Source organism: Pseudomonas sp. 29 (genome assembly GCF_002754355.1).
GTDB lineage: Bacteria > Pseudomonadota > Gammaproteobacteria > Pseudomonadales > Pseudomonadaceae > Aquipseudomonas > Aquipseudomonas neuropathica.
Window position 1 is genome coordinate 2,822,999 of record NZ_PEEY01000001.1, and the last position, 19,975, is coordinate 2,842,973.

The 19,975-nt window shown below is 58.8% G+C and carries 22 protein-coding genes; 14 read left to right on the plus strand and 8 right to left on the minus strand.

Annotated elements, in window-relative coordinates; translation table 11 throughout:
- Positions 1-35: 35 nt before the first annotated feature.
- The 3 genes from CLU80_RS13185 (at position 36) to CLU80_RS13195 (ending at position 2,075) form a co-directional block, all read left to right on the plus strand.
- Positions 36-476, plus strand: coding sequence for an EamA family transporter (locus tag CLU80_RS13185; RefSeq protein WP_016984014.1), 441 nt, complete (start codon positions 36-38; stop codon positions 474-476).
- A gap of 177 nt (positions 477-653) precedes the next feature.
- Complete coding sequence (locus CLU80_RS13190) at positions 654-1,529, plus strand: Tim44 domain-containing protein (RefSeq protein ID WP_099757559.1); 876 nt, start codon at positions 654-656, stop codon at positions 1,527-1,529.
- Between the two features lie 138 nt (positions 1,530-1,667).
- Positions 1,668-2,075 carry an SMI1/KNR4 family protein gene (locus CLU80_RS13195; RefSeq protein ID WP_003187120.1) on the plus strand — a complete coding sequence of 136 codons (408 nt, stop codon included), beginning with the start codon at positions 1,668-1,670 and terminating at the stop codon, positions 2,073-2,075.
- A gap of 21 nt (positions 2,076-2,096) precedes the next feature.
- Here the strand turns inward: CLU80_RS13195 and CLU80_RS13200 are convergent, their stop codons facing one another.
- Positions 2,097-3,860, minus strand: coding sequence for a cation:proton antiporter (locus CLU80_RS13200; RefSeq protein ID WP_007912064.1), 1,764 nt, complete (start codon positions 3,858-3,860; stop codon positions 2,097-2,099).
- A 279-nt stretch (positions 3,861-4,139) separates the two neighbouring features.
- On the opposite strand from CLU80_RS13200, the gene CLU80_RS13205 reads away from it, so the two are divergent.
- Complete coding sequence (locus CLU80_RS13205) at positions 4,140-4,622, plus strand: acyl-CoA thioesterase (RefSeq protein WP_003229693.1); 483 nt, start codon at positions 4,140-4,142, stop codon at positions 4,620-4,622.
- Positions 4,623-4,749: 127 nt separating this feature from the next.
- Here CLU80_RS13205 and pdxY read toward each other — a convergent pair whose 3' ends face one another.
- Complete coding sequence (gene pdxY, locus CLU80_RS13210) at positions 4,750-5,622, minus strand: pyridoxal kinase PdxY (RefSeq protein ID WP_099757560.1); 873 nt, start codon at positions 5,620-5,622, stop codon at positions 4,750-4,752.
- 117 nt (positions 5,623-5,739) lie between these two features.
- Between pdxY and CLU80_RS13215 the strand changes: the two genes are divergently transcribed.
- Entirely contained in the window at positions 5,740-6,153 is a 414-nt protein-coding gene (locus tag CLU80_RS13215; protein WP_026000521.1) for a DUF3301 domain-containing protein, read from the plus strand.
- Positions 6,154-6,231: 78 nt separating this feature from the next.
- Here the strand turns inward: CLU80_RS13215 and CLU80_RS13220 are convergent, their stop codons facing one another.
- Positions 6,232-7,197 (minus strand): CobW family GTP-binding protein, encoded by a 966-nt coding sequence (locus tag CLU80_RS13220; protein WP_099757561.1) that lies wholly within the window; start codon positions 7,195-7,197, stop codon positions 6,232-6,234.
- Positions 7,198-7,226: 29 nt separating this feature from the next.
- Between CLU80_RS13220 and CLU80_RS13225 the strand changes: the two genes are divergently transcribed.
- A complete protein-coding gene (locus CLU80_RS13225; protein ID WP_099757562.1) occupies positions 7,227-7,583 on the plus strand; it encodes an NADH:ubiquinone oxidoreductase in 357 nt (118 codons plus the stop codon).
- Between the two features lie 4 nt (positions 7,584-7,587).
- Here CLU80_RS13225 and CLU80_RS13230 read toward each other — a convergent pair whose 3' ends face one another.
- On the minus strand, positions 7,588-8,232 hold the full coding sequence (locus tag CLU80_RS13230) for a DUF1826 domain-containing protein (protein ID WP_099757563.1): 645 nt from the start codon (positions 8,230-8,232) through the stop codon (positions 7,588-7,590).
- On the minus strand, positions 8,232-9,437 hold the full coding sequence (gene zigA / locus CLU80_RS13235) for a zinc metallochaperone GTPase ZigA (RefSeq protein WP_099757564.1): 1,206 nt from the start codon (positions 9,435-9,437) through the stop codon (positions 8,232-8,234). Before zigA ends, CLU80_RS13230 begins: the two co-directional genes overlap by 1 nt.
- Before the next feature lie 224 nt (positions 9,438-9,661).
- Between zigA and CLU80_RS13240 the strand changes: the two genes are divergently transcribed.
- On the plus strand, positions 9,662-10,039 hold the full coding sequence (locus tag CLU80_RS13240; RefSeq protein WP_099757565.1) for a glutamine synthetase: 378 nt from the start codon (positions 9,662-9,664) through the stop codon (positions 10,037-10,039).
- On the opposite strand, the gene CLU80_RS13245 is transcribed toward CLU80_RS13240, so the two are convergent.
- Positions 10,036-11,238: an N-acetylmuramoyl-L-alanine amidase gene (locus tag CLU80_RS13245; protein ID WP_099757566.1), complete on the minus strand. Its 1,203-nt coding sequence runs from the start codon at positions 11,236-11,238 to the stop codon at positions 10,036-10,038. The two genes, CLU80_RS13240 and CLU80_RS13245, sit on opposite strands and share 4 nt — an antisense overlap.
- An 84-nt stretch (positions 11,239-11,322) precedes the next feature.
- Between CLU80_RS13245 and folE2 the strand changes: the two genes are divergently transcribed.
- Genes folE2 through CLU80_RS13275 form a run of 6 tightly spaced genes read left to right on the plus strand, consistent with a single transcriptional unit; the run spans position 11,323 to position 16,529 of the window.
- Positions 11,323-12,219: a GTP cyclohydrolase FolE2 gene (gene folE2 / locus CLU80_RS13250; protein WP_099757567.1), complete on the plus strand. Its 897-nt coding sequence runs from the start codon at positions 11,323-11,325 to the stop codon at positions 12,217-12,219.
- Positions 12,216-12,884, plus strand: coding sequence for a metal ABC transporter ATP-binding protein (locus CLU80_RS13255; protein WP_099757568.1), 669 nt, complete (start codon positions 12,216-12,218; stop codon positions 12,882-12,884). Before folE2 ends, CLU80_RS13255 begins: the two co-directional genes overlap by 4 nt.
- Complete coding sequence (locus CLU80_RS13260) at positions 12,884-13,750, plus strand: metal ABC transporter permease (protein WP_099757569.1); 867 nt, start codon at positions 12,884-12,886, stop codon at positions 13,748-13,750. The genes CLU80_RS13255 and CLU80_RS13260 overlap by 1 nt, the downstream gene beginning before the upstream one ends.
- Positions 13,751-13,761: 11 nt before the next feature.
- Complete coding sequence (locus CLU80_RS13265; protein WP_099757570.1) at positions 13,762-14,637, plus strand: metal ABC transporter substrate-binding protein; 876 nt, start codon at positions 13,762-13,764, stop codon at positions 14,635-14,637.
- Positions 14,634-15,194, plus strand: coding sequence for a gamma carbonic anhydrase family protein (locus CLU80_RS13270; protein WP_093429587.1), 561 nt, complete (start codon positions 14,634-14,636; stop codon positions 15,192-15,194). Before CLU80_RS13265 ends, CLU80_RS13270 begins: the two co-directional genes overlap by 4 nt.
- 3 nt (positions 15,195-15,197) lie before the next feature.
- A complete protein-coding gene (locus tag CLU80_RS13275) occupies positions 15,198-16,529 on the plus strand; it encodes a dihydroorotase (RefSeq protein WP_099757571.1) in 1,332 nt (443 codons plus the stop codon).
- 93 nt (positions 16,530-16,622) lie between these two features.
- On the opposite strand, the gene CLU80_RS13280 is transcribed toward CLU80_RS13275, so the two are convergent.
- On the minus strand, positions 16,623-17,141 hold the full coding sequence (locus CLU80_RS13280; RefSeq protein WP_034152149.1) for a DUF3617 domain-containing protein: 519 nt from the start codon (positions 17,139-17,141) through the stop codon (positions 16,623-16,625).
- A gap of 131 nt (positions 17,142-17,272) precedes the next feature.
- On the opposite strand from CLU80_RS13280, the gene cls reads away from it, so the two are divergent.
- Entirely contained in the window at positions 17,273-18,712 is a 1,440-nt protein-coding gene (cls, locus tag CLU80_RS13285) for a cardiolipin synthase (protein ID WP_099757572.1), read from the plus strand.
- Positions 18,713-18,747: 35 nt separating this feature from the next.
- On the opposite strand, the gene cfaB is transcribed toward cls, so the two are convergent.
- Entirely contained in the window at positions 18,748-19,935 is a 1,188-nt protein-coding gene (gene cfaB / locus CLU80_RS13290; protein WP_099757573.1) for a C17 cyclopropane fatty acid synthase CfaB, read from the minus strand.
- Positions 19,936-19,975: the final 40 nt, after the last annotated feature.

Consider the following 19,975-nt stretch of genomic DNA (forward strand, 5'->3'; position numbering starts at 1 on the left):
GATCTGGGTCGGCAGGTTGATAAAAGGACATTTCCATGGGCTCAGGCTTCTTTTCTTCTTGGACATTCTGGGCCCTGCTCTCGGCGACTTTCGCCGCATTGACGGCGATCTTCGCCAAAGTCGGCATCGAAAACGTCAATTCCGACTTCGCCACCCTGCTGCGCACCATCGTGGTACTCGTCAGCCTGGCCTTGATTTTGTACGCGACGGGCCAATATCAATCTTTGGGATCGATCTCTGCGAAGAGTTATCTGTTCCTGCTGCTGTCTGGCCTGGGAACCGGTGCGTCGTGGCTGTGCTATTTCCGCGCGCTCAAAGTCGGTCCGGCCTCGCTGGTCGCGCCAGTGGACAAACTCAGCGTGGTGCTGGTCGCAGTGCTCGGCGTGATCCTGCTGGGCGAGAAACTCGACCTGCGCCAATGGGGCGGCATCGGCCTGATCACCGCAGGTGTGGTGATGCTCGCTTTTCGTCGCTAAACGAGCTTTCTCACTGAACCCGTCCCGATTTCCTACAACCAAAAGTACATGGCCTTATTGTCCCGACCGAGCTGAACGTAACCTGTCAGGCAAAAGCCCGAAACACTCTCTCACTAGCCAGTAACACTTCAGCTGTGCAACATGGCGCGCGTGTCTCCACAAACGGGAATTCCCTTTATGAAACGTTTTCTTAGCATCGCCATGGCGTTGTGCATCGGCCTGACGATGAGCCTCGACGCCAACGCCAAGCGCTTTGGTGGTGGCAAAAGCGCCGGCGCTGCGCCGACGCACCAGACCAGCCAGATGGCTCCTTCTTCTCCAGGTGTCGGCGGCGCTGCGGCGACCGCAGGTGCTGCCGGTGCCGCAGGCGCTGCCGCCAAGGCCGGCGGTGCTTCGAAATGGCTCGGCCCTCTGGCCGGTATCGCCGCCGGTGGCCTGCTCGCGTCCATGTTCATGGGCGGCGGCTTCCAGGGCATGCAGATCTTCGACATCCTGATCATGGCCGTGATCGCGTTCGTGATCTTCCGCTTCATCGCCGCGCGTCGACGCAAGCAGCAGGAGCAGTTCGCTCCGGCCGGCGCGCCGATGCAGCGTGAAGTGTTCGAGCAGAAGCCTGCCGCCATGGGTTCGATCTTCGGTGGTTCGGCCGCACCCGCCGCCGCTCGTCCTGTGATCAACGCGCCAGCCTGGTTCAATGAGCATAACTTCCTTGAAGCTGCCCGCAGCCACTTCCAGTCGCTGCAGCAGCACTGGGACGCCAACGAAATGGACAAGATCGCCGAGTTCGTGACCCCGCAAATGCTTGAGTTCCTCAAGCGTGAGCGTGCGGATCTGGGCGACGCGTTCCAGTCGACCTACATCGACAACCTCCAGGTACAACTGGACGGCGTGGATGACCGTGCCGACAAGACCATCGCCACTCTGACCTTCAGCGGTGTTTCGAAAACCTCGCGCTTCGACCAGGGCGAAGTGTTCAGCGAAAGCTGGAACATGGAACGTCCGCAGGGCGAGAACCAGCCTTGGCTGGTGGCCGGTATCCGCCAGAACGGCTGATCCCTTCCAGGCTTCACTTGCCGTAATAAAAAACCCCAGTCTCGGCTGGGGTTTTCTATTTCGCGGTTGCATCTATAGCGAGCTACTGTATAAACCGGCCCATATAAACCGCGCCATTCAAGCAAGAGGATCCCGGACGTGGAAGAAATCATCGAACAACTGCGTGAAGCCAACGAACCCGTGCCGGTTCCATTGGAGTTGCCTGACGAAGATCTGCTGGTCGAAATCGAAGAACAGCTGTTCATCGACATTCCGTTTGTCTTCAGAGAGTTTTTGCTGACCGTCAGCGACGTGGTTTACGGTAGCCTGGAGCCGGTAACTGTCACCGACCCGCAATCGCACACCTACTTGCCGGATGTCGCCGCCAACGCTTGGGATGCCGGCGTGGATCGCAGCCTGATTCCAATCTGCCAGGACGGCGATGATTACTACTGCGTCGAAGAAGACGGCACTGTGGTGCTGTGGCAGGCCGAAGAAGAGCTGATTGCCGAGGAAACCTGGGAATCGGTGTGGCACTGGGCGCGGGACGTCTGGCTGGAAAGCTGATCAGCCAGCCGCCCCGGCAGGTCAGTGCCCCGACGACTCCTTATGGTTGTCGAGGGTTTCCAGCAAGGCCACCTGCATCCGCGTGTGCACGCGGATGAACCAGCGCCAGAGCAGCGCCGCCACGGCGGCCGCGACCACGGCGATCAGTACCAGCAACTTGTTGGTCGGCAAGATACTGGCCGACAAGGCTGCCAGCAGCAGGAAAATCACCAGCAGTGAGAGAATCGGGATCACTTCGGAGATCACCCGGCGCACTCGCTGCGTGTGACGCCCGGCCATCTCCGGCTTCACACCCATCTCCGCCAGCAGCATCGACAACGCCTTGAGCTTGCGATAAGCGGCGATCAGGAACGGCAACGACACCAACAATGCACCGCCCCAGATCAACGCCTTCTGCCAGCTCGGATCGCTGATCCAGTCTTGCAGCCACAGCGAGATGCGTTCAGCGAAATACGCGCCGGCGAAGAAGATCGCGATCACCAGCGCCAGGTTGACGCCGACTTGCAGCAAGATCTTGCGAATGATTGACGCCAGCATTGCACCCTCGCCTTGCGGCTGAATGCTGCGCAGCCATTCGCCATACATGCCCAGCACGCGGCCGAGAGGCTTGGGCACAGCCGCGGACAACTTGATCGACAGCGGATCAGCCGCGCGGATCAAATACGGCGTCAGCAAAGTGGTAATCACCGACACCGCCACGGCAACCGGGTAGAGGAAGTTACTGGTGACCTGCAACGTCATCCCGAGAGCGGCGATGATGAAGGAAAATTCGCCAATCTGTGACAGGCCCATCCCCACGCGCAGTGAGGTGCGTCCGTCATTGCCGGCGATAAACGCTCCGAGACCGCAGGACAACATCTTGCCGAGTACAACGGCTACGGTGATCACCGCAATCGGCCACGCGTATTCGAGCAGAATCATCGGGTCGAGCATCAGCCCGATGGCGACAAAGAAGATCGCGCTGAACAGGTCGCGAACCGGCTCGATCAGACGCTCGATTTTTAGCAGTTGTCGCGACTCGGCCATGATCGCGCCGATCAGGAACGCACCAAGTACCATGCTGTATTCGAGCTTGACCACCAGCAGGCAGAAGCCGAAACACAGGCCGAGCACGGTGATCAGCAGCATCTCGTTGCTTTCGAATTTGGCCACGTAGGCCAGCAATCGCGGCACCAGCAGAATGCCGATGACCAGCGCGACGATCATGAACAGCGACAGTTTGCCAACCGTGGAAAACACTTCTCCGGAACTGACCGTGCCGCTGACGGCGATGCTTGAAAGCAGTGCGATGATGCCGATGCCGAGGATGTCTTCGACGATCAATACGCCGAAGATCAACTGCGCGAAGCGCTCGTTCTTCATCTTCAGATCGTTGAGGGCCTTGACGATGATGGTGGTCGAGGAAATCGCCAGAATCGCGCCGAGGAACAGCGAGTCCATGGTGTTCCAGTCGAACCAGCGACCGATTTCGTAGCCGATCCAGATCATCAGGACGATCTCGAGGAACGCCGCGATAAACGCTGTGGCGCCGACCTTGAACAGCTTGCGCAGGCTGAACTCCAGACCCAGGCAGAACATCAGGAAAATCACCCCGAGTTCGGCGAGGGTCTTGATGGTTTCTTCGTCGTGGATCAGACCGAACGGCGGGGTGTGCGGGCCGATGATGAAGCCGGCGACGATGTAACCGAGCACCACCGGCTGTTTGAAGCGATGAAACAACACGGTCACCACGCCCGCGACCAACATGATCACTGCCAGATCCTGAATAAAGCTGATGGCATGCATGGTGTGGGCTCCTTGAATGACGAGGCCCGTCAGCAGACGTCAGAAAGGTCTGGGCGAGCGTAGTAAAAGTCCGCTTTTCGTGTGGGAATTGCCTTTATAAGGGGCTTTTGCAGGTTAACACCGCGACTTGCGGCTGGAAGGCGGTGCAATATATGGAAACAGATCGATTCCGGCGTGACGACGGCCAGTCGCCCGGCGTCCCGATAACGGTGCTTTTGAAAAGCGACCAGGCACCCGCAGAGGTGCTTCCAGCAATCAGCCTTGATCCGTGAGAACGTTATGGAACCCGGAAACGCCCAGCTGTCGATGACGGTACTGATGACCCCCGACATGGCCAACTTCTCTGGCAATGTCCACGGTGGCACCCTGCTCAAATACCTCGACGAAGTGGCCTACGCCTGCGCGAGCCGTTATGCCGGTCGCTACGTGGTGACGCTGTCGGTGGATCAGGTGATTTTTCGCGAGCCGATCCATGTCGGCGAACTGGTGACCTTCCTCGCGTCGGTCAACTACACCGGCAACACCTCAATGGAAGTCGGTATCAAAGTCGTTACCGAGAACATCCGCGAGCGCTCGGTGCGCCACACCAACAGCTGCTTCTTCACCATGGTCGCGGTGGATGACCAGCGTAAGCCGGCCGCCGTGCCGCCGCTGCAACCGCAGAACAGTGAAGACAAACGTCGTTACATGCAGGCGCAGCAGCGTCGGCAGATTCGTCAGGAGCTGGAAAAGCGCTATCAGGAGATCAAGGGCGACGCCTGATCAGTCTTTGAACTGATGCTGTCTGAGCTATAGCCTTCGCGAGCAAGCTCGCTCCCACACTGGACCTGTGGCGTACACAAAACCAAATGTGGGAGCGAGCTTGCTCGCGAATGGGGGCAGCGCGGTCTTACAAACTGATCGCCGTCGCCTCGAACTTCACCCGCGGATGCGCAATGCGATCCTGCGCCCGCACCAGCTGCAGCTCATAGCTGGCGCAGGCTTGAGTTTCCAGCAGCACCTCATGCACCGCCGCCGCAGTGAATTCGAACGCCGCCACCAGACTATCACCCAGCAGCACCCGCGCCAGAAACAAGCCGGACGTCAGATCGCCCACACCCACCGGCTGACGCGGGAACGCCAGCAACGGACGGCGCAGATGCCAGCTGCCTTCAACCGTCACCAGTAACATTTCAAAGCCATCGGCCGGTTTGCCCGGATAATCCAGATGCTTGACCAGTACTGCTTTCGGCCCGCGCGCCAGCAAGGCCCGCGCCATTGCCAGACAATCGAACAGCGACTGCGGCTTGCGCCCGGAGAAGCTGTCCAGCTCCAACTGGTTTGGACACATGATGTCCGCTACGGCCGCCGCCTCTTCCAGCAGGAAATCGCTGACCTCGGTCGGCACGCTGCAGCCCTTCTCCGGATGGCCCATCACCGGATCGCACAGATACAGCGCCTTCGGATTGACCGATTTGATGCGCTCGACGCCGCTGAGAATCGCCCGGCCCTGCGCCGCGCTGCCGAGGTAACCGGACAGCACCGCATCGCAATTGCCCAGCTCGCCAATCGCAGCAATCCCTTCGACCAGCTCGGGAATCTGTTGCGGTGCCAGCACTTCACCAGCCCACTGACCGTACTGGGTGTGGTTGGAAAACTGCACGGTGTTGAGCGGCCAGACATTAACCCCGACCCGCTGCATCGGAAAAACCGCGGCGCTGTTGCCGGCGTGGCCGAACACCACATGGGACTGAATGGCGAGCAGATGAGGCGTACGTTTCATTCGGGTCATTCCGTAAAACGATTGAAATTCAAGCCGCGCAGTATGCGACGAAACGCAGCCTGTACGACAGACCAGCGACGCAGTTAAGCTGACGCTATCTTTTGGAGTTCGATGTTGATGCTGACCCTGGAAAACATCTTCGTGCTGATACTGTTCGCCGCTGCCGGCGCGTGGTTATGGCACAACCACGGCTTGCGCGAGCGCGCGCTGGAGCGGGTCAAACAGCATTGCCTGAACGTACGGGTCGAGTTGCTCGACGGCAACGTTGCCCTGAAGAAGATCGGTTTCATCAAGGACGCCAACGGTCGCCGACGACTGGCACGGGTGTACAACTTTGAATTCACCGTGACCGGCGAAACCCGGCATAACGGCACCATCACCCAGTTTGGCGCGCACAGTGCGCAGATCGAACTGGCGCCCTACCCGGCACCGTTCGACGACACGCCGCCAGTAGTGGAAGTGCACAAGCCGCGGGCGGAAGTGATCGAGTTGAGCCAGTGGCGGCAAGAACATACGAAGTGGAAACCGTAAAAATCGCAGCCTTCGGCAGCTTCTAAAGGGTGCACAAAAATCCCATGTAGGAGCTGCCGAAGGCTGCGATCTTTTGATCTAACCCTCCCGACACCCCAATAGCTCCCGCTGCAACACTTCAACACTCTGTGCCTCAGCGAAGATCAGCTCGAGTCGCGAATCTTTTCGCCATTCGCTGGCTTGCCAGATCAGTTCGGCATTATTCAGAGCATTAGCCGACACCCAACCCTCCGAGCTGTGGATAACCAGTTTCGCCCGCTGCCAATTGAGGCTGGCTAGCCAGTCAGCAATGTGCCGCTTGTCGAACGTCTGTCCCGGATGCCAACGCCAACCAATACTCCAGCCTCCCTCCTGCGCCTGACTCAGGCAAATCGGCAGCGTCGGATCAGTCCAGACGGCCGGCATTTGTCCTAATCCCTTGGGTACGGCCAAATTATCCACACCGTTGACCGCTTTTGCGGCTAGGCCCGGCAGTTCGCCCAGGCTTAGTTGCGCCTCTTGAGTCCAGACCAACGGCACTGCCGGCAACTGACTGGCGATTTTTTCTCTGGCCCTGTCATCAAGGTTTTCAGCCTTGTTCAACAACAGCAGGCCAGCGGCTTTTAAGGCTTCTTGTTGCGCTACCGGCAAGGCTTTCCCTGCCTGCAGCGCTTGAGCATCCAGCACCAACACACACGGCTGCACCGCCAGCACACCTCGCCACGGCGCCTCATTCAACTGGCTAATCAGCTGCGCCGGATGCCCCAGCCCGGACGGTTCGATAAACAACCGATCCGGCTTCGCCTTGCGCAACAACCGCCCCAGGCCAATCTGAAACGGCGCGCCGTTGACGCAACACAGGCAGCCGCCGGCCACTTCGCCCAGCGCGATACCCTCGGCGTCACTCGTCAACAGGGCGGCGTCGAGGCCGATCTGGCCGAACTCGTTGATCAATACCGCCCAACGTTCGCCTTCTGGACGCTGGGCCATGAGTTGGCGAATCAGGCTGGTTTTTCCGGCGCCCAAAGGGCCAGCAATGACATGGGTAGGAATGTTCTGCAACATGGCCGGGAGCTTTCTTGGGAGATTCAAAGATGCGTTGGAGGGGATGGTCGTTGCTGTTGGCGCTGCTGTCGAGTGAAGCATGGGCCCAGGCCTGCGTGGTGCACAGTCAGGGCGAGCGGCTCGACGTCAAAGTCTGTCAGCAGAACCGCAATATCCCGGAGAAACTGTTCAACGACGGTTTCTGCCAGCCGACGCTGGCCGGGCAAAAAGTCGAAGTGCAGTACGTCGATCAGTGCCCGAGCGGTGCATTTGGCGTGTGCAGCAACGCGCAAGTCGCCAATATGCCCTATCGCCAGGATATCCACTATTACGGCGTGGCCACGGATGCGGCGTATCTGCAACCGTACTGCGAAGGCCTGAGCCAGGGTAAGTGGCTCAAGCCTTGAGGCGTCAGCCGAGCCAGTCGAGGGTCAGTATCAGACGGCGCTGCCCCGCGTCCGGGTGCGGCGAGCGGTGGATCAGGCCAAAGCCTTCATTGCCGTGCCATTTCTCGCCTTTCAACAGCGCCACGTCGCCGCTGTTGAGTTGCTGGATTTGCACGTGGGGCTCGGCGTTGGCCTGCCCCAGCTGGCTGCGATCCATCGCACCTTCCTTGAGCCATTGGCTGCCAACGCCCGCATAAGTCGTGATCAGTCGCACCGGCACGTGATCGACATGGAAGCGTGGACACATGGCTTTATCCAGTACCCGCAGGCGCAGGCCCACGCGCTTTGCCCCCAGTAAGCAGGCGAATGCGCTGACCAGCCATTTCAGGTCGGCGATAAAGCCCTCGTAGCCTTCCAGATCACGGAAGCCTGATGCCACACCGGTGAGATCAGGCTCGGCGTCCTCATCCGGCAACTCGAGGCACAACGATTCCGCCAAGGGTTCATTGAGCGACAGCAGCAGGTGGGCGAACTCGCTGATGTGCAACGGCAGTTGGCGTTGCCAGACGGCGAGGTTGGTGTCGTCTTCGAGGATTCGCGTCAACGCCTTCGGTGTCGGACCTTGATGCTGATGGCGCGTACGGTTCTGCAGCAGCTTTAGCGCGAGCATCAGGCAGCCTCTTCGTGCCAAGGGCCGAACGGATCGGGCAACAATTGCCAGCCTTCGACACCGAGCGCCATTTCTTCATCGTTGAGCAGGCAGGCATCCAGTTCGGCTGAGAGCTGTAGGAAATCAATATTTTGACCGATAAACACCAGCTCCTGGCGGCAGTCTCCTACGCTCGACAGCCAGTTTTCCATGATGGCAGCGGTGCTTTCCTGATCTTGTGGCCACTGCTCCTTTGGCACGAAACGCCACCAGCGCCCGGCAAAACCGTGGCGCATCAAACCACCGGCTTGCGACCAACTGCCGGCGTCGGTGGGTTTGCTCGCGAGCCAGAAGAAGCCTTTGGAGCGCAGCAATTTCCCGTTCAGCCAAGGACGATCGATAAAGCTGAAAAACCGTTGCGGGTGAAAGGGTCGGCGGGCGCGATAGGCTGTGGAGGCGATGCCGTACTCATCGGTTTCCGGCACGTGTTCGCCGCGTAATTCCTGCAACCAACCCGGTGCCTGTGCGGCTCTCTCGAAGTCGAAACGCCCGGTGTTGAGGATTTTTTCCAAAGGCACCTCACCCATCACCATCGGGATGATTTCCGCTTGGGCGTTGAGACGCTGGAGGATCGCGATCAACTCCTCACGCTCGCACTGGCTGATCAAGTCGATCTTGCTGATCAACAACACGTCGGCGAACTCGATCTGTTCGATCAACAGATCGGTGATGGAGCGTTCGTCTTCTTCGCCAAGGATCTCGCCACGGGACGCGAGGCTTTCCGCTGCCTGGTAGTCCGGCAGGAAGTTCACACCGTCGACTACAGTGACCATGGTGTCCAGACGCGCGATGTCGGAGAGACTCTGGCCGTGCTCATCGCGGAAGGTAAACGTCTCTGCCACGGGCAGTGGCTCGGAAATCCCGGTGGACTCGATCAGCAGGTAATCGAAGCGATTTTCGCGGGCCAGCTTGCTGACCTCTTCCAGCAGGTCTTCACGTAACGTACAGCAGATACAGCCGTTACTCATTTCGACTATTTTTTCTTCGGCGCGGTTCAGGCTGACATCACGCTGGACTTCGCTGCCATCAATGTTGATCTCGCTCATATCATTAACGATAACAGCCACGCGCAAACCCTCTCGATTACGTAGTACGTAATTCAAAAGTGTACTTTTTCCAGCGCCGAGAAATCCTGAAAGTACGGTGACGGGCAATTCTGCTGACATTGGATAATCCTCTTCAGAAGGCAGCCAATTGGCGCTTTTACTGGCGCATGGCGTTTTTGCGCTTCCCACGGGTGGATTACGTAGAAAACCAACGCCTTGAAATCGGGCTGCCCAGGCTTAATTCAAATCAATGTTATATTATAACAATAAAAAGAAACCAGCCTTCTCTTGTCTTGATCGACAAACAACAGGAAGCTTCACCAATCCCGCACCCGGAAATCGCCATGAGAAATGCGCTGAAATGCTCGATGTTGAGCCTTGGGTTGTTGCTGGGCGGCAATGCCTGCGCGCAATTGCCGGCACTCGCCAGCTGCACACGCAGCGCCAACCTGCTGGCTTGTGTCGACGCCGATGGCAACGCTTATAGCGTCAATACCGTAGGCAACACCCTTTATCTGCGCGGTTTTGAGAAGAATGGCCAACGTTATTGGGCGCAGACCAACAGCCGTTTCGGGCAATTGACGTTTTTCACCGGGATCGCCTCTGACGGCGAAGCCTGGGTTGGTTACACCCGACGTGTCGGCTGGACGACCATCAATCGTTTCTCCAGCTCGGGCGGCAGCAGCGCAAAATTCACCTGCAGCCGCATTACCGGCTGTTAAACCTGGGTGTTTTTCTGCGCCTGCTGCCAGGCAAGGTAGCTGTCGATGGGCGGATTCTTTGCAAAATAACGCTGCAATCCTTCAAACAAACCGTTGGCCACGGCCTGCTGATGTCGCGCAGTAACCAGCCGTTGACTGTCGCGCGCATTGGAAATGAAGCCTGTCTCCACCAGAATTGAAGGTACGTCTGGCGATTTCAGGACCGAGAATCCTGCCTGCTCCACACGCTTCTGATGCAGCGTAGTGATGCCGGCCAGACTGCCAAGTACCGTGCTGCCCAACTGCAGACTGGCAGCGATCGTCGCGTTCATCGACATGTCGAGAATCACCCCCGCCAGCATCGGATCCTTATCTTTCAGGTTGAGCGGACTGGTGGCGCCGAGCAGATCCGCACCGTTCTCCCGCTGCGCCATGAAACGCGCCGTCGCCGATGTCGCACCGCCCTCAGACAGGCAATAGACCGACGCGCCGGAAGCAGTCAGACGCGGCGCTGCATCGGCATGCACTGAGATAAACATGTCCGCCTTATGCTGACGCGCGATCTCCACGCGTTTGCGCAACGGCACGAAAAAGTCGTCATTGCGCACCAGTTTTACATTGAAGCCCCTCTCTTTTTTCAGGCGTTTGGCGAGCAGTTGCGCAATGGCAAGCACCACATCCTTTTCCCTTTCGCCCTTGGCACCGACAGCACCGGGATCCTTTCCGCCGTGCCCAGGGTCAACGACAACAATGATGTCGCGTCTGGGATGCGCTTTCAGCGCAGGTGTTTCACGTGGAACCATTGGCGTATTTGGCGTTGATTTGGCGCTAACCAGATCCAGAACCAAGCGATGGCCCTGGCCGTCCAGCGGCGCCAAAAGGAAGCTGTTCAACAGCACCGGATTGCTCAGATCCAGAACAATCCGTGTGTCACCGTGACCAAAAGGCCCGGAGCGAATCGAACGAATCACCGTTCCATTTAGCGCGAGCTGACGGAAATCTGCGCCTACGCTCGCACTAGACACATCAATTATCAGACGTTCCGGGGCCGTTAGCGTGAGGGTTTTATAGCGCACCGGGCCGCTTAGATCGAACACCAATCGCAGCTTTTCATCCGAGCGCCATAGGCGCGCATTACGAATTTGCGTAGCTGAAACACTGAAAGGGAGGGCAAGGGCCGCGCTGGCCAGGATGAGATTAAGCAATTGGCGTCTGTGCATATGAAAGCCTGTTCATGAAAAAGGCGTCGTGATTTGAATTGTTATAATGTAACATTCAATTCAATCAACATGACGGTCCCGAACATGAATTCGATGACACTTCCGGATATCGCCGCGCAGGCCGCACGCCAAACTTTGCCACTCGAATGGGTGGGCATGCGCGGCATTGCGTTACCTGTTTTGTTAGAGGGTCAGCGATTGAGCGCCAAGGCTGATGCGGGTGTCAGTCTTGATGATGGCGAGGCGCGTGGCATTCACATGTCGCGGCTGTATCTGGCCTTGGAAGCACTCGAACAGAAGAACCTGTCCCCAGCGCTACTGCATCAGGTGCTCAAGGATTTCCTGCAAAGCCACGAAGGTTTATCCACCCGCGCCTACCTGAATATCCACACCGATTTGCTGCTAAAGAGGTTAGCGCTAATCAGCCCATTGGCCGGCTGGAAGTCATATCCCGCGAGCATTTTCGCCAGCCTGATAAATGAAGTGTTCCACGTGGAACTTAAAATCGAAGTGCCCTACTCCTCAACTTGCCCTTGCTCAGCAGCCTTGGCGCGACAGTTGATCCAGCAGAAATTCATCGCCGACTTCGCCAACAAAGCTCTACAACACGCCGACGTTCTGGCATGGCTTGGCTCGCCCCAAGGCATCCTTGCCACGCCTCACAGCCAACGCAGCACAGCACAATTGCACCTTCACCTCGACGACTTCATTGATGAGTTTCCTCTTAGCGTGATCATCAATGACGCTGAAGCTGCCCTCGGCACCGCCGTACAAACCGCCGTGAAACGCGCAGACGAACAAGCCTTCGCCCTCGCCAACGGGCAGAACCTGATGTTCTGCGAAGACGCGGCACGCCGTCTGAATCTGGCCCTGCGACGTACTCCCGGTATCAGCGCATTTCAATTGCGAGTGATCCACGCCGAAAGTCTGCACGCTCACGACGCCGTCGCCGAAAGCCATTGGCAGCGTGAGCAAGCATGATCCGCTGCCAATCCCTGAGTTGGGGTGCACCCGGCCAACCACTGACCGTGCCCCTGGACCTTGAACTCGACAGCGGCAGCCTGACGGCGATCATCGGTGCCAACGGCTGTGGCAAAAGCAGCCTGCTGAAAGTAATCGCCGGGCTACAAAAGCCATTGGCAGGCAATGTCGGGCTGAGTGTCCCACGTCAAAGCGGGTTGTCCTTTCTGCCCCAGCAACAGCATCTGGATCGCCAATTCCCCATCAGCCTTGAAGATCTGGTCGCCGCCGGTTTCTGGGGACGCAGGCTCTCGACTCAACTACGAAGCCAGCGCCTGAAAGACGCACTGGCGAACTGGCACCTGAGCGGACTCGAGCAACGCCCACTCATGGCCCTGTCCGGTGGCGAACTGCAACGCGCCCTGCTCGCTCGACTGAGCCTGACCGACGCGCCCGTGCTGCTGCTCGACGAGCCCCACGCCGCACTCGATGAACTCGGTCAGCAGTTGCTCTGGCAGCACATCCACGCCTGGCACGGCGAAGGTCGGACACTGGTCGTCGTGTGTCACGACCTCGCCGCTGTACGCCAACACATCCCCAAAACGTTGCTGATCAAAAACCGCGACTGCCTGTTTGGTGCGAGCACAGAACTCATTCAGCAAACACCTCACACACAGGTGGCCTGATGCTCACCGTCGCCCACCTCTGGCAACCATTTAATGAGTTCGTGTTCATGCGCCGTGCCCTGCTCGGCGGATTGGTATTGGCGTGCAGCACCGCCCCCCTCGGCGTGTTCTTGATCCTGCGACGGATGAGCCTGATCGGTGACGCCGTGGCCCACGGTATCCTTCCCGGCGCGGCACTGGGTTTCTGGTTTGCCGGACTGAGCCTGCCCGCGTTAACGCTGGGAGGCTTGGGCGCCGGTTTGAGCATGGCTGGCCTCGCCGCCTGGATCACCCGTCGCACGGGCCTGCGCGAAGACGCGAGTCTCGCTGCGATCTATCCGATCTCGCTGGCCAGTGGCGTACTCATCCTCGGCATCGCCGGCAAACGCCTCGACCTGTTGCACCTGCTGTTCGGCTCAGCACTGGCCGTCGATGGTCCGACCCTCATCGGCATGTTGTGGGTTTCGGGATTCAGCCTGATCGCCATGGCGCTGATCTACAAACCGCTGCTGCTCGACACCCTCGATCCGTTGTTCTTGAGAACCGTCAGCCGCCTCGGCCCACTCGCCCACGGCGTGTTCCTGACGCTGGTCGTACTCAATCTGGTAATCGGTTTCCAGGCCATCGGCGCGCTGATGGTGGTCGGCCTGATGATGCTTCCCGCTGCGGCTTCGCGATTCTGGAGCCGCCGGCTGCCGACCCTGATTGCCATCGCGGCCGTCATCGGTTGCCTCTCGGTCTGGTTCGGCTTGCTGCTGTCGTTCTACTACTCGTTGCCGAGCGGCCCGGCCATCGTGCTGATCGCTGGCCTTGGCTATCTGTTGTCCGTGGTGTTCGGGCCGGTGCACGGTCTGTTGCGCCGCCCGCCTTTGCTCACATCCCAATGAGGTGCTTCCCGATGCGCGCTCTACTCGTGCTGTTCAGCCTGATGCTGTCGATGTCATTGTCGGCGGCAGAAAAACTGCCTGTGGTCACTAGTTTCAGCATTCTCGCCGACATGGTTCATCAAGTCGGTGGTGAGCATATCCAGATCACCAATATGGTCGGCCCGGACACCGATGCGCACACTTACGAGCCGACACCGGATGATGCGAAAGCGCTGCTCAGCGCCAAACTGATCATCAAGAACGGTCTTGGTTTCGAGCCGTGGCTGGATCGCCTCGTGACCAGCACCGAGACCAAAGCCACGGTCATCAGTGCCAGTCACGGCGTGATTCCACGCTCGCTGGATGAAGACGGCGAAACCGTTCCCGACCCGCATGCCTGGCACAATCTGGCAAACGCCGAGTTGTACGTCGCCAATATCACCAAAGCACTGATCGCTGCGGATCCCGCGAACAAGGCCGACTACGAACGCAACAGCAAAACCTACCTTAAGCAGATCTACGCCCTGCTCGCCGAAGCCAAAGCCAAACTCGGTGCGCTGCCACCGGGCAACCGCAAGATCGTTACCAGCCATGATGCTTTTGGTTATCTCGGTCAGGCCTACGGTATCGACTTCATGGCACCGCAAGGCCTGTCCACCGAACGCGACCCCTCGGCTGCCGAAGTCGCTGCGCTGATCACCCAGATTCGCCAGGCCCACGTCAAAGCGGTGTTCATGGAAAACATCAAGGACGCACGCCTGCTCAAACAGATCGCTGACGAAAGCGGCGCGCACATTGGCGGCACGCTGTACTCGGATGCCCTCGCCGCCAGCGGTCCCGCCAGTACCTTCACCGGTCTGTTCGAATACAACCTCAACACTCTTTACGACGCACTGAGCCAACCATGATCCGCAAGAATCCTTCAGGTGATCTGCCCCACATTGCCGAGTCGGCCTACGTCGATAAAACCGCGATCATCTGCGGCAAAGTGGTGATCGGCGAGAACGTCTTCGTTGGCCCCTATGCAGTCATTCGCGCCGACGAAGTGGACGCCTCAGGCGAGATGGAGCCGATCATCATCGGCGCCAATTCGAATATCCAGGACGGCGTGGTCATCCATTCCAAATCCGGCGCGGCAGTGACCATCGGTGAGTACAGTTCCATCGCCCACCGCTCGATCGTGCACGGCCCCTGCGTCGTCGGCGATCGAGTGTTCATCGGTTTCAACAGCGTCCTGTTCAACTGCGTCGTCGGCAACGGTTGTGTGGTGCGGCACAACTCGGTGGTCGACGGTCGGGATTTGCCGGACGCTTTCTATGTGCCCTCGACGACTCGCATCGGCCCGAACACCGACCTCTCGCAATTTCCACCGGTGAGCGTCAGCGCCTCGGAGTTTTCCGAAGACGTGGCGCGCACCAACGTCGACCTGGTGCGCGGCTACAAAGCCTTGCAGAACGAGTTCTGAACCATGAGCAGCGTGCTGATTCGCAACGCAAGGCTGGTCAACGAAGGACGCGAGTTCGACGGCGATCTATTGGTCAGCAATGGGCGCATCGTCAAGATTGCCCGCAGCATCGAAGGCGAAAACGCCAAGGTGGAAATCGACGCGAAGGGCCAATGGCTGCTGCCGGGGATGATCGACGACCAAGTGCATTTTCGTGAGCCTGGTGCGCCAGCCAAGGGCAGCATTCATACCGAGTCGCGGGCGGCGGTCGCCGGTGGCATCACCAGTTTTATGGACATGCCGAATACAACCCCGGCCACTCTCACCCTCGAAGCGTTGGCGGATAAAAAGCGCCGGGCTGCGATCAACTCCGTGGCCAACTACGGGTTTCACTTTGGCGTGAGCCAGGACAACCTCGATACAGTGGCGGCGCTCAATCCGTGTGAAGTCGCCGGGGTGAAAGTGTTCATGGGCGCATCGACCGGCAACATGCTGGTGGACGATCCGAAGATCCTCGAGCGACTGTTCGCCGAGGTGCCGACGATCCTCTTGGCTCACTGCGAGCACACGCCCAGCATCAACGCCAATGCCGCCAACTTGCATGAGCTGTTCGGTGATCGTTTGCCCCCGGCTGCCCATGCGTTGATCCGTAATGCCGTGACCTGTTATCGCTCTTCTTCAATGGCGGTTGATCTGGCGAAACGTCACGGCACGCGCCTGCATGTTTTGCACCTGACCACGGCGCGTGAAGTGGCGTTGTTCGAGGACAAACCGCTGGCGCAAAAACACATCACGGCGGAAGTTTGCCTGCACCATTTGCTGTTTGATGATCGCGACTATCCCCACCTCGGCAACCTGATCAAATGCAATCCGGCGATCAAAACCCCATCCGATCGCGATGCACTACGCGCGGCACTGAACAGCAATCGACTCGATGTGATCGGCAGTGACCATGCACCGCATACCTGGGCTGAAAAACAGCGACCTTATGCGCAGGCACCTGCGGGTTTGCCTTTAGTGCAGCACGCGTTACCGGCACTGCTGGAGTTGGTGGCGGACGATGTGCTGCCAATCACTACGCTGGTGGCGAAGACCAGCCACAGAGTCGCGGATCTTTTTACGATTCCCGATCGTGGGTATCTACGTGAGGGCTACTGGGCGGATCTGGTGCTGGTTGAGGCGCAGACGCTGGAGGTCGATCGGCAACCGATTCTGTCGCAGTGCGGATGGACGCCGTTTGCCGGGCGCAGCTTTCGGCATCGGGTGAATGCGACGATGGTGTCGGGGCAGATTGCCTGGCGGGAGGGTCGGGTGAACGAGGGATGTCGGGGGCTGGCGCTGAGGTTTATGCGCTGAATACGAAGACGCTTTCGCGAGCAGGCTCCCACATTAGACTGCATTTCAAAGGTGGGAGCGACGGTACGACGATTCGACCTGCTCGCGAAGCTTTTAAGCTCTTGGCTTCACAGCGCCGCAGTCCTGACCCAACCAAACCGCGCGAGTCTCCAGACTGCCCTTCTGATTGATCCCGATCGCATTGAACGTGCCGTTGGCCACGGTGGTGAATTCACGATCACTGAGGAACGTCGCCACCCCGGTACCCTGCGCTTTCGGGCAACTGAAACGGAATTTCCACTGGTTGCCGGTGCGATCGGTAATCTGCTGTTTGCAGCCCGATTGCGGGTCGGCCAATGGGATATCGTTGGTCGCCACCTGCTCCGGCGTCAGACAGGCACGAATGCCTTTGCCGCCGATATTGATCCCGTTCTTCTCCAGCGCAGCACGCTGTTGCGGGGTCATCTGGCCTTGCAACTGGCCGAGGATCGATTGCACATCCATCGGCTGGTCATCGACCTTGACGTTGCTCGATGTCATTTCCCACAGCCCCGGCTGCAGCATCTGCGCCTGCGCAACCACCGGCAATGCCAAACCCAGGCCCAGCGCCAAACCCAGCAGACGAACGTTCATCAAAAAACTCCTGATCAGTAGTGGCCGTTAGACGTCGGCCGATTGCTTCGGTTCATGCACCAATTAAATAGCGACATTCGCGGCAGAACATGGTCTGTTAAGCATTGAATCTTCCGGAGCAAGGCTGCCCCATGGATTATTTTGGACCGCACATTTTCGGTTATCTGATCGCCCTGATACACACCCTCGGTCTGATCGCCGCAATTCACGCGGTGCTCACCGTGCGCACGGCTCAAGGCTCGATCGCCTGGGCATTGTCGCTGATCTTCATTCCCTACCTCACGCTAATTCCGTACCTGGTATTTGGGCGCAGCACCTTTGATGGTTACATCAAGGCACGACGCCAGGCCAACGAACAGATGCGTCAGGCCATCTCCGAGTTGAACTGGCGTCCGTGGGTGGAAGAAGCGCTGACTGCACGCGCCTCGAATGCCTACGCTTCGTTACGCGCAATGCCCAAACTCGGGCGCATGCCATGTCTGGCGAATAACGAAGTGCAATTACTGGTCAACGGTGCAGCCACCTTCGACGCTATATTTCAGGCCATCGATCAAGCTAAAGAAGCGGTGCTGATTCAGTTTTTCATCATCCACGATGATCGGCTCGGTCAGCGTTTGCGTGATCTGCTACTGAAGAAGGCTGCTGAAGGCGTATCAATCCATCTGCTTTACGACCGCATCGGCAGCCACGCCCTGCCCCACAGCTATGTGCAGACGTTGCGTGATGGCGGCGTCGAGGTCAAAGCCTTCGCCACACGCAGTGGCTGGCTCAATCGTTTTCAGGTCAACTTCCGTAATCACCGCAAGATCGTCGTGGTCGATGGAGTGGTCGGGTTTGTCGGCGGGCATAACGTTGGCGATGAATACATGGGTGAAAAACCACCGCTGGCACCCTGGCGCGATACGCATGTGAAGGTACGTGGCCCGGTGGTCGCGTGTATGCAGGAATCCTTTGCCGAAGACTGGTTCTGGGCCGCGCGCGCACTGCCGCCACTGATCCTGCCTGACGAGTACCCGGATGACGGCGTGCTCTGCCAATTGCTCGCCAGCGGCCCGGCGGATGCCTACGAAACCTGCTCGTTGTTCTTTGTCGAAGCGATCCACGCGGCGACCGAACGGGTGTGGATCACCAGCCCGTATTTCATTCCGGACGAAGCCGTATTCGCCGCACTGAGGCTGGCCGTATTGCGTGGCGTCGACGTGCGATTGCTGCTGCCGTCGCGTCCCGATCACCGCATCGTTTACGCTGCTTCCAGTCTCTACGCCTTTGAAGCCGTGAGGGCCGGCGTGCGGGTATTCCGCTACGAACCCGGTTTCCTGCATCAGAAAGTGGTGTTGATCGACAGCGAGATCAGCGCGATCGGCAGCGCCAATCTGGACAACCGTTCGTTCCGGCTGAATTTCGAAGTGATGCTGCTGACCGTCGACAGTGACTTCGCCGCCAGCGTGGAGAACATGCTCAGCGCCGATTTCGCGCAAGCCTACGAGGTCGCCAAAGAAGAAAGCCGGGAGATCCACCGCCTGCAACAGGTCGGCATGCGGATCGCCCGGCTCATTTCACCGATTCTATGAAAGCCCTCACCGGTAAGAAAAGGACTGCTTAACGGTTAAGGGTTGTAGATATCGTCGCGCGTCCACGGCAGTTCATGGCTGCCATCCGCATGCGCCTTCACCGCGAGGATCTGGTGCAGATTGATCCAGCCGCGCGCAAACGCATAAGCGCAGCCGGCCAGGTACAGACGCCAGATACGCAGCGCTTGATCCGGCACCAGTTTGCCAGCGGCTTCCAGGTTGTCCTCCAGCCGCTCACTCCAGTGGTCCAGCGTGCGCGCGTAGTGCAGGCGCAGGCTTTCGACGTCGACAATCTCCAGACCGGCTTCGCTGATCTCGGCCGATATCATCGCCAGGTGCGGTAATTCGCCGTTGGGGAAGACGTATTTCTCAATGAAATCCCCGGCACCACGTCCCACCGGGCGGCCGTCGGTGTGCTTGGCGGTGATGCCATGGTTCATCACCAGACCGCCCTCCTTCACCGCGCCAAACAGGGTTTTGCAGTACTCGGCCAGGTTGGCATGGCCAACGTGTTCGAACATGCCGACGCTGACTACCTTGTCGAAACGCCCGTCCTGAGGCAGGTCGCGATAGTCGAGCAATTGCAGTTCGACCTGGTCTTCCAGGCCTTCGGCTTTGACCCGCTCGCGGGCCAGTTCCAGCTGTTCCTTGCTCAGGGTGATGCCGAACACTTTCGCCCCGAACTCCCGCGCGGCATACCTGGCCAGCCCACCCCAGCCGCAACCGACATCCAGCAGATAGTCACCCGGCTGCAAACGCAGCTTGCGGCAAAGGTGGCGGAATTTGGCTTGTTGCGCCTGCTCGAGGGATTCGCTGCCGGTTTCGAAATACGCGCAGGAGTAGGCCATGTCGCTGTCCAGCCAGAGCTGGTAGAACGCATTCGACAGGTCGTAATGGTAGGAAATGGCTTTGGCGTCGGTTTCCTTGTCGTGCCAGGTACGCACTGGCTGACTGTCGTCATCTTCGCCGAGCAACGCGTTGCTCAATTCGTCGCAGACCCGGATGACCTCGCTGATCGAGCCCTCCAGTTCCAGCTTGCCTTCAACGAATGCCGCTCCGAGCGTGTCGAGGCTTGGATGGGTAAACTGGGTGACCATCGTCGGGTCCTTGACCACGATGGTGACGCTGGGCGCCGGCCCCAGATTGAACTCATGGCCATCCCAGAGTCGCAGGCGCAGCGGAAGCTGCAGATTCTGTAAGGCCGGTGGAAGTTGCGCGAGCATGGAAAATCCCCCTTGTTTCAGACGTCAGATCTGAGGGTAG

Bases quoted from the DNA above. Each gene is read 5' to 3' on its own strand.
- folE2 (WP_099757567.1), top strand. From the start codon at position 11,323: ATGAATTCGATGACACTTCCGGATATCGCCGCGCAGGCCGCACGCCAA.
- zigA (WP_099757564.1), bottom strand. From the start codon at position 9,437: ATGTCAGCAGAATTGCCCGTCACCGTACTTTCAGGATTTCTCGGCGCT.
- CLU80_RS13200 (WP_007912064.1), bottom strand. From the start codon at position 3,860: ATGCATGCCATCAGCTTTATTCAGGATCTGGCAGTGATCATGTTGGTC.
- cls (WP_099757572.1), top strand. From the start codon at position 17,273: ATGGATTATTTTGGACCGCACATTTTCGGTTATCTGATCGCCCTGATA.
- CLU80_RS13230 (WP_099757563.1), bottom strand. From the start codon at position 8,232: ATGCTCGCGCTAAAGCTGCTGCAGAACCGTACGCGCCATCAGCATCAA.
- CLU80_RS13225 (WP_099757562.1), top strand. From the start codon at position 7,227: ATGCGTTGGAGGGGATGGTCGTTGCTGTTGGCGCTGCTGTCGAGTGAA.
- CLU80_RS13220 (WP_099757561.1), bottom strand. From the start codon at position 7,197: ATGTTGCAGAACATTCCTACCCATGTCATTGCTGGCCCTTTGGGCGCC.
- CLU80_RS13215 (WP_026000521.1), top strand. From the start codon at position 5,740: ATGCTGACCCTGGAAAACATCTTCGTGCTGATACTGTTCGCCGCTGCC.
- cfaB (WP_099757573.1), bottom strand. From the start codon at position 19,935: ATGCTCGCGCAACTTCCACCGGCCTTACAGAATCTGCAGCTTCCGCTG.
- CLU80_RS13265 (WP_099757570.1), top strand. From the start codon at position 13,762: ATGCGCGCTCTACTCGTGCTGTTCAGCCTGATGCTGTCGATGTCATTG.
- CLU80_RS13185 (WP_016984014.1), top strand. From the start codon at position 36: ATGGGCTCAGGCTTCTTTTCTTCTTGGACATTCTGGGCCCTGCTCTCG.
- CLU80_RS13205 (WP_003229693.1), top strand. From the start codon at position 4,140: ATGGAACCCGGAAACGCCCAGCTGTCGATGACGGTACTGATGACCCCC.
- CLU80_RS13270 (WP_093429587.1), top strand. From the start codon at position 14,634: ATGATCCGCAAGAATCCTTCAGGTGATCTGCCCCACATTGCCGAGTCG.
- CLU80_RS13190 (WP_099757559.1), top strand. From the start codon at position 654: ATGAAACGTTTTCTTAGCATCGCCATGGCGTTGTGCATCGGCCTGACG.
- CLU80_RS13255 (WP_099757568.1), top strand. From the start codon at position 12,216: ATGATCCGCTGCCAATCCCTGAGTTGGGGTGCACCCGGCCAACCACTG.
- CLU80_RS13240 (WP_099757565.1), top strand. From the start codon at position 9,662: ATGAGAAATGCGCTGAAATGCTCGATGTTGAGCCTTGGGTTGTTGCTG.
- CLU80_RS13245 (WP_099757566.1), bottom strand. From the start codon at position 11,238: ATGCACAGACGCCAATTGCTTAATCTCATCCTGGCCAGCGCGGCCCTT.
- CLU80_RS13280 (WP_034152149.1), bottom strand. From the start codon at position 17,141: ATGAACGTTCGTCTGCTGGGTTTGGCGCTGGGCCTGGGTTTGGCATTG.
- CLU80_RS13260 (WP_099757569.1), top strand. From the start codon at position 12,884: ATGCTCACCGTCGCCCACCTCTGGCAACCATTTAATGAGTTCGTGTTC.
- pdxY (WP_099757560.1), bottom strand. From the start codon at position 5,622: ATGAAACGTACGCCTCATCTGCTCGCCATTCAGTCCCATGTGGTGTTC.
- CLU80_RS13275 (WP_099757571.1), top strand. From the start codon at position 15,198: ATGAGCAGCGTGCTGATTCGCAACGCAAGGCTGGTCAACGAAGGACGC.